The organism is Citrobacter sp., assembly GCF_050252275.1.
Classification (GTDB): domain Bacteria; phylum Pseudomonadota; class Gammaproteobacteria; order Enterobacterales; family Enterobacteriaceae; genus Citrobacter_A; species Citrobacter_A amalonaticus.
Map to the genome: position 1 here is coordinate 1 of NZ_JBFWLF010000195.1, position 8,678 is coordinate 8,678.

General features: G+C 54.0%; 5 protein-coding genes and 1 pseudogene. 4 read left to right on the forward strand and 2 right to left on the reverse strand.

The features are described from left to right. On the forward strand, positions 1-370 hold a 370-nt coding region (gene priC / locus AB7E14_RS15925; RefSeq protein ID WP_428169659.1), incomplete at its 5' end, for a primosomal replication protein PriC. A gap of 14 nt (positions 371-384) precedes the next feature. Next, positions 385-546, forward strand: coding sequence for a pleiotropic regulatory protein RsmS (rsmS, locus tag AB7E14_RS15930; RefSeq protein ID WP_043001554.1), 162 nt, complete (start codon positions 385-387; stop codon positions 544-546). Positions 547-664: 118 nt separating this feature from the next. Here rsmS and mscK read toward each other — a convergent pair. Together mscK and acrR are read right to left on the reverse strand one after the other, a co-directional pair. Further along, positions 665-4,024 (reverse strand): annotated as a pseudogene (gene mscK / locus AB7E14_RS15935) (mechanosensitive channel MscK). Between the two features lie 119 nt (positions 4,025-4,143). Further along, entirely contained in the window at positions 4,144-4,797 is a 654-nt protein-coding gene (acrR, locus tag AB7E14_RS15940; protein WP_044258933.1) for a multidrug efflux transporter transcriptional repressor AcrR, read from the reverse strand. A 141-nt stretch (positions 4,798-4,938) separates the two neighbouring features. Between acrR and acrA the strand changes: the two genes are divergently transcribed. Together acrA and AB7E14_RS15950 are read left to right on the forward strand one after the other, a co-directional pair. Further along, entirely contained in the window at positions 4,939-6,132 is a 1,194-nt protein-coding gene (gene acrA, locus AB7E14_RS15945) for a multidrug efflux RND transporter periplasmic adaptor subunit AcrA (protein WP_043001556.1), read from the forward strand. A gap of 22 nt (positions 6,133-6,154) precedes the next feature. Beyond that, positions 6,155-8,678: efflux RND transporter permease subunit (locus AB7E14_RS15950; RefSeq protein ID WP_428169660.1), on the forward strand; the 2,524-nt coding region annotated here is incomplete at its 3' end.

Below are 8,678 nucleotides of genomic sequence, written 5' to 3' on the forward strand. Positions count from 1 at the left end.
TGAAGGCCACCTTCAGGCGCTACGTCAGGCGGTTGAACAGCAGCAACTGCCGCAAGTGGCCTGGCTGGCGGAACATCTGGCGTCGCAACTGGAGGCAATCTCCCGCGAAACCGCCAGTTGGTCGCTGCGGGAGTGGGACAGCGCCTCGCCGGGTCTGGCACACTGGCAACGCAAACGCATCCAGCATCAGGAATTTGAGCGACGTTTGCAGGAAATGACCGCGCAACGCAAAGCGCGGCTGGCTCAGGTCACCCGTCTGGACGAACAACAAACGCTGCAACGCGAAGTGGAAATCTATGAAGGCCGTCTGGCGCGCTGTCGTAAGGCGCTGGACAATATTGAACGTGTCCTGGCGCGTTTAACTCGCTAATCCCTGGAGACGCTATGTCACTTGAAAACGCCCCGGATGAGGTCAAACTGGCCGTCGATTTGATTGTATTGCTGGAAGAAAACCATGTCGCCCCGGATACCGTGTTGAAAGCGCTGGAAATGGTTAAACGGGACTATGAAAAAAAAGTAGCTCAGACTGCTGACAAACTTGATTGATTTTTGCCTGATGGCGCTGCGCTTATCAGGCCTACATTTCTGAGCGGGTATTGGAATTTACCCTGCGTTGTAGGCCGGATAAGACGCAAGTGACGCCATCAGGCATGCGATCGTTTGATTAAACCGCAGGCGCCGGATCGTCGCCTTTGATCTCGCGTTTCACCTCTGTGACCTCATCGCCCTTCTCGTTGCGCAGATGCACTTCAAGCTGGTTAAAGGCGATATCAATGTTGTTTTCACGGCACAGACGATCGATTGATCGGTTCAGTTCATCAACCGTGTGGCTACGATCGCGAAGTTCACGCACGTACAGACGCAGTTCATGATCCAGGGTACTGGCACCGAAGGTAGTGAAGAACACCGCTGGCTCGGGATCGTGCATCACCTTCGGATGCTCCATCGCGGCCTGAAGCAGGACTTTCTTCACTTTATCCAGATCCGAACCGTACGCCACGCCAATGCGGATCACCAGACGGGTGGTGGTATCAGACAGCGACCAGTTGATCAGGCGCTCGGTTACAAACGCCTTGTTCGGGATGATCACCTCTTTGCGATCGAAATCGGTAATGGTGGTTGCGCGGATACGGATCTTGCTGACGGTACCGGAGAATGTGCCGATCGTCACCGTATCGCCAATCCGCACCGGACGTTCGAACAAAATGATCAAACCCGAGACAAAGTTACCGAAAATCTCCTGCAAGCCGAAACCGAGACCGACCGATAAGGCCGCCGCCAGCCATTGCAGTTTATCCCACGACACGCCGAGCGAACCGAAGACCGTCATCGCCCCGACGGCAATGATGATGTAGTTCAGGATTGTGGTGATGGCGTACGAGGCGCCCTGGCGCATTTTAAGACGCGACAGCACCAGCACTTCCAGCAGACCCGGCAGGTTGCGGATCAACGCCCAGGCGACCATCGACGCGATAATGGCAAACAGCAGGCTGCCCATCGTCACGCTTTTCACTACCGCTGCGCCCGCTTCGGTGCCGTTGTAGTGCCAGAGCGTAATGCTGTCGAGATAGCTGAACACGGTGATCAGATCGGACCAAATCGCCCAGAACACCACCGCAAACAGTGAAATCATCAGCAGCATCGTAATGCGTAACGTTTGCTGGTTCACCTGCTCCAGCGCGATGGTGGGTTCTTCCTGCGGTTCTGCCCCTTCGGCCCCCTCTTTCACCAGATTCTGCCGACGCGCCAGTGCACGACGCCAGGCGATACGCCGCGCCGCGACGCTTAAACCGCGCAGCACCGTCTGGTAGAGCAGGTTCCAGATGATGACCAGATAAACGGTTTCAATCCAGCGGCCCGACAAGCGCAGCGTGGTGTAAAAGTAGCCGGTTGCCGTCAGCACCATCAGCGCAATCGGGATGATTGACAGGATGGTGATCGTCACCAGGCGCAGGCCATGTGACTCTTTATCACGCCAGCTTTCGCGGCACATCGGCCAGACCAGAAACGCGATCAGCAGCAGGTTGAGGAAAATCATCGCCTGCCCCAGCACATCGTCCATCAGATGCAAGGGAGAAAGCTCTGCCACGACTGACCAGAAATGCAGCGGCAGCAGCGCCAGGCTGATGCGCACAATCTGGCGACGCCAGTGGCTGGTCAGTTGCGCAGGCATACCGAAATGGCGAATCGCCACCCCGTCTTTTTCGAGCACTTTCCAGCACAACCCGAAAACCAGCCAGAAGATTGCCAGTTTTTTACTGAATGCCCACAGCAGATCGCTGATGTTTAACTGCATGGTCAGCAAAATCAGGCCGACCGCCAGAATCAGCAGACATACCGGCAGCGCACGAATCAGATCGATCAGAATCGCTTTCGGTGTGTTTAGCTGACTGTCATTGCGCAGCGATCCCACCGCGGCGGCGAGTTGCTGCTGCCAGGCTTTCAGCCACTTCAGACGCCAGCGAATCTAGCCGGCAATGAGCAGTAGTGGCAACCCAGCCAGGAAGGCGATAAACACCGCCGGCCACGCTTTTTCCCAGTTCACCGTGATTTTCATCGACTTGAACTGATCTTTCAGCGACTGCGGGAAGGCTTTGATCCAGTCCCAGTCCATTGGCCGGTTGCTGTTTACCCAGAAGATTTGCTGGGTCAGGATCTCTTTCAGGCTTTTCGAGACGCTCATTAACTGCTGCTGATTAATTTGCAGATTAATGGCCATCATGAGCTGATTACCCAGTTGCTTGTTCAACTGGTCCAGCAGTTCACGGCGCATATCGACAACCTGTAACAGCGCATCGTGGACTTCGTCATTCACTTCATTACTGTGGCCTTCTTCCAGCTTAGCCACGAACGCATCGTTCTGGAACAACGCGTCACGCTGCTGGTTGATTTCGAACTGCTCCAGACGCAGGTCCGCAATGCGGTTGGTCATGTCCGAGAGTTCATCCGCCGACGGCAGCGTTTGCTGCTGTTGATAGAGAATACGCGACAGCAGCAGACTGCCCTTCAGCACTGCGATTTGTTCTTTGATATTGCGTTCAGATTGCAGTGCGCGGTCCAGCCAGTTTTTGACCCTGATGTTTTGCTGCATCAGCGAGTTGCCATTTTCCGTCGCGGTGATCAGGCGCTGGCTGAGCTGATGGTTGATTTCCAGCTCCTGTTTCACCAGTGGGTTGGCCTGGATCCGCGCGGTTTCATCCGGGGAAATGGCCTCCTGCGCCGTTTTTTCCGTTAAGGTCAGACGCTTGCTGTTGACCGCTTCCTGCAGTAGCTGTAACTGGTGCTCGAGCCGGTTGCTGTTTGCCGTAATATAGTCACGCTGCTTTTGCAGGGTGTCCTGCAACACCGTATTGCCTTCCAGGCTTTTACGTTGTTGATCGATCTGGGCGTTCAGTAACGTCTGCTGGGCCTGTAAAAGCACCTGCTGAGTCGGTCGTAACGCCGCTTCGCCCACGCTAGTGCCGTCCAGCCGGTTGCGAATCTGCTGAAGCTGCTGAGAAGCCGTATACATCGCATTTTGTACACGCTCGGGCTGCGTTTGCAGGGAAACGAGCTGGCTGTTATAGGTGGCGAGATCGTTTTGCGCGTTCTGCAAATCATCCAGAACCTGCGCCACGCGCAGTTCTAACTGGCGTAATGAAAGCGTACTGAGCGTCTTACGCGTTTCATCATCATTATCCACATCGCTGAGCGCACTCAGCGCCTCTGTCGCCTGACGCATTTTTTCTGGTGCCTGCGCCACGCGCTGACGGAGCTGGGTCGTCTCGTCTTTCACCCGCTCGATTTTCTCAAGCGTTGCAATGGTCTCGACGAGATCCTGCTGAACCAGTTTATCCTGCGCGGAGAGGTCTTTTTGCTTATTGAGCGTATCCAGTTGGCTTTGCACATCCGCCTTCGAGGGCAGATCGCTGTTTGACGATGCGCGAGCAAGCGCCAGAGACTGGCAGGATAGCATTAAGATGAAAACAGCCACCGTGATAAAAACTCGGTGCTGAGCACGTTTATAGAGCGGCAACATAGTCATGTGAATGAAGGTTTCTGAACCGAAAAGACGACCGAAAATAGTCAACGCGCAAGAATATCACGGCTCTGTCAGACAGAATAGCGGCAGCGAAACCGACCAGGATTATTCCTGGAGTAGCGTCAGGATACGGCGTCAGGCCCCGTCGACTGTAAGGTGGGACAAAATGTTAACATTTCCAGCAAAACGGCGACGTAATCCCGCGCTTCTTTTTTGAGATCAAACGATTGGGGGGCAAAAAGCCAGTTTTCCATCAGACCTGAAATCATGGCGCGCATCATCACCGCCGCCCGCCGCGTAATCAAATTTGCAGGCAACATTTTTGAATGAATACAATGATCTAAAGTTTGTTCAATCCGATCATAGCTTTCGAGACAGATGTTTCTTTGCGCCTGCTGAACTATAGTCATTTCTCCCACAAATTCACATTTGTGGAATATAATCTCCATCAATAAACGTCGCCGTTCTTCTGTCACGGTAGATTCAAGGAGATGAACGAGTATTTCTCTTAACACTGATAGTGGATCGTCGGGGAATTTTGCCTGATACTCAGTCTCAAGCTCACCAATACTGGATTCTGATAGTTCCCAGATTTCACTAAATAAATCCGACTTGTTTTTGAAATGCCAATAGATTGCACCGCGAGTCACGCCAGCGGCTTTTGCAATCTCCGCCAGCGAGGTGGAAGATACCCCTTGTTGCGAGAACAACCGTAGCGCTACATCCAGGATGTGTTGTCGTGTTTCCTGCGCTTGTTGTTTGGTTTTTCGTGCCATATGTCGGTGAATTTACAGGTGTTAGATTTACATACATTTATGGATGTATGTACCATAGCACGACGATAATATAAACGCAGCAATGGGTTTGTGGACTTTTGACCATTGATCAATTTGAAATCGGACACTCGAGGTTTACATATGAACAAAAACAGAGGGTTTACGCCTCTGGCGGTCGTTCTGATGCTCTCAGGCAGCTTAGCGCTTACAGGATGTGACGACAAACAGGCCCAACAAGGGGGCCAGCAGATGCCAGAAGTTGGGGTTGTGACGCTCAAAACCGAACCTCTACAGATCACAACTGAACTGCCGGGTCGCACCAGTGCTTTCCGTATTGCGGAAGTTCGTCCTCAGGTAAGCGGGATTATCCTGAAGCGTAATTTCGAGGAAGGTAGTGATATCGAAGCAGGAGTGTCTCTCTATCAGATTGATCCTGCGACGTATCAAGCCACTTATGAAAGCGCGAAAGGCGATCTGGCGAAAGCCCAGGCCGCTGCCAGCATCGCTCAGGTAACGGTTAACCGTTATAAAAAGCTGCTCGGCACGCAGTACATCAGTCAACAAGATTACGATCAGGCGCTGGCCGATGCGCAACAGGCGAATGCCGCTGTCGTTGCCGCGAAAGCCGCCGTTGAAACCGCGCGCATTAACCTGGCGTACACCAAAGTGACCTCTCCGATTAGCGGCCGTATTGGTAAATCTGCCGTGACGGAAGGCGCGCTGGTACAAAACGGTCAGGCGACAGCGCTGGCAACCGTGCAGCAGCTCGATCCTATCTATGTTGACGTGACGCAGTCGAGCAACGACTTCCTGCGTCTGAAACAAGAACTGGCTAACGGAACGCTGAAGCAGGAAAACGGCAAGGCGAAAGTCGAGCTGGTGACCAGCGACGGTATCAAATTCCCGCAGACCGGTACGCTTGAGTTTTCAGACGTGACCGTCGATCAGACCACCGGTTCTATCACCATCCGCGCCGTCTTCCCTAACCCGGATCACACCTTATTGCCGGGAATGTTTGTTCGCGCGCGTCTGGAAGAAGGAACCAACCCTACTGCGTTACTGGTGCCGCAACAAGGCGTGACCCGTACGCCGCGCGGCGATGCTACCGTGCTGGTTGTGGGTGCGGATGACAAAGTGGAAAACCGTCAAATCGTGGCCAGTCAGGCGATTGGCAACAAATGGCTGGTGACCAGTGGTCTGAAAGCAGGCGAACGCGTCATTATCAGTGGGCTGCAGAAAGTGCGTCCTGGTGCGCAGGTGAAAGCACAAGAGATTACCGCAGAGAACAACCAGCAAGCCGCTAGCGGTAGCCAGCCTGAGCAGTCTAAGTCTTAACTTAAACAGGAGCCGTTAAGACATGCCTAATTTCTTTATCGATCGCCCCATATTTGCATGGGTGATCGCCATCATCATCATGTTGGCAGGGGGGCTTGCGATCCTCAAGCTGCCGGTCGCGCAATATCCGACGATTGCGCCGCCCGCAGTGACGATCTCCGCAACCTACCCTGGCGCTGATGCCAAAACCGTGCAGGATACGGTCACGCAGGTTATCGAACAGAATATGAACGGTATCGATAACCTGATGTACATGTCCTCAAACAGTGACTCCACGGGTACCGTGCAGATCACCCTGACGTTTGAATCCGGTACGGATGCAGATATCGCGCAGGTTCAGGTGCAGAACAAACTGCAGCTGGCGATGCCGTTACTGCCGCAGGAAGTACAACAACAGGGTGTGAGCGTTGAGAAGTCGTCCAGTAGCTTCCTGATGGTTGTCGGGGTTATCAATACCGACGGCACTATGACGCAGGAAGATATTTCGGATTACGTCGCCGCCAACATGAAAGACACCATCAGCCGTACTTCCGGCGTGGGTGACGTTCAACTGTTTGGTTCGCAGTATGCGATGCGTATCTGGATGGACCCGACCGAACTCAACAAGTATCAGTTGACCCCGGTCGATGTCATTGCGGCTATCAAAGCGCAGAACGCCCAGGTAGCCGCCGGTCAGTTAGGCGGTACGCCGCCGGTGAAAGGCCAGCAGCTTAACGCATCGATTATTGCTCAGACCCGTCTGACATCAACCGACGAGTTCGGCAAAATCCTGCTGAAAGTGAACCAGGACGGCTCTCAGGTTCGCCTGCGTGACGTCGCGAAAATTGAACTGGGCGGCGAGAACTACGACATCATCGCGAAGTTCAACGGTAAACCGGCCTCCGGTCTGGGGATCAAACTGGCGACCGGCGCGAACGCGCTGGATACCGCCGCGGCGATCCGTGCCGAACTGGTGAAGATGGAACCTTTCTTCCCGTCAGGCCTGAAAATCGTTTACCCGTATGACACTACCCCATTCGTGAAAATCTCTATTCACGAAGTGGTGAAAACGCTGGCGGAAGCGATCATCCTCGTGTTCCTCGTGATGTATCTGTTCCTGCAGAACTTCCGCGCGACGCTGATCCCGACTATTGCAGTACCGGTCGTTCTGTTGGGGACCTTTGCGGTGCTTGCCGCTTTTGGCTTCTCGATAAACACCCTGACGATGTTCGGGATGGTGCTCGCCATCGGCCTGTTGGTGGATGACGCCATCGTGGTGGTCGAGAACGTCGAACGTGTCATGTCCGAAGAGGGGTTACCGCCGAAAGAAGCCACGCGTAAATCCATGGGCCAGATTCAGGGCGCACTGGTGGGTATCGCGATGGTGCTGTCTGCGGTATTTATCCCGATGGCTTTCTTTGGCGGATCTACCGGTGCGATTTATCGTCAGTTCTCCATCACCATTGTGTCCGCAATGGCGCTGTCCGTACTGGTTGCGTTGATCCTGACGCCGGCGCTGTGCGCCACCATGCTTAAACCGGTTGCTAAAGGCGACCACGGTGAAGGCAAGAAAGGCTTCTTCGGCTGGTTTAACCGCATGTTCGATAAGAGCACGCACCATTACACCGACAGCGTGGGTAATATTCTGCGCAGCACCGGTCGTTATCTGCTGCTGTATCTGATCATCGTCGTCGGCATGGCGTTCCTGTTCGTCCGTCTGCCAAGCTCCTTCCTGCCGGACGAAGACCAGGGCGTATTCCTGAGCATGGCCCAGTTGCCTGCCGGTGCGACCCAGGAACGGACACAGAAAGTGCTTGATGAGATGACCGACTACTTCCTTACCAAAGAGAAGAACAACGTTGAATCGGTGTTTGCGGTTAACGGCTTCGGCTTTGCAGGTCGTGGTCAGAACACCGGTATCGCGTTCGTCTCATTGAAAGACTGGGCTGACCGTCCGGGTGAAGAGAACAAGGTTGAAGCCATTACCCAACGCGCTTCTGCCGCCTTCTCGCAGATTAAAGACGCCATGGTATTCGCCTTTAACCTGCCCGCGATTGTGGAACTGGGAACCGCGACTGGTTTTGACTTCCAGTTGATTGACCAGGCGGGACTCGGTCACGAAAAACTGACCCAGGCGCGTAACCAGTTGTTCGGCGAAGTGGCAAAACATCCGGATCTGCTGGTCGGCGTTCGTCCGAACGGTCTGGAAGATACGCCGCAGTTCAAGATTGATATCGACCAGGAAAAAGCACAGGCGCTGGGTGTTTCCATTAGCGACATTAATACCACGCTGGGTGCCGCATGGGGCGGAAGCTATGTGAACGACTTTATCGACCGCGGTCGTGTGAAGAAAGTTTACGTCATGTCCGAAGCCAAATACCGTATGTTGCCGGAAGATATCGGTAACTGGTATGTGCGCGGCAGCGATGGTCAAATGGTGCCATACTCAGCCTTCTCGTCTTCACGCTGGGAATACGGTTCACCGCGTCTGGAACGCTATAACGGTCTGCCTTCTATGGAGATCTTAGGTCAGGCGGCACCGGGTAAGAGTACCGGTGAAGCGATGG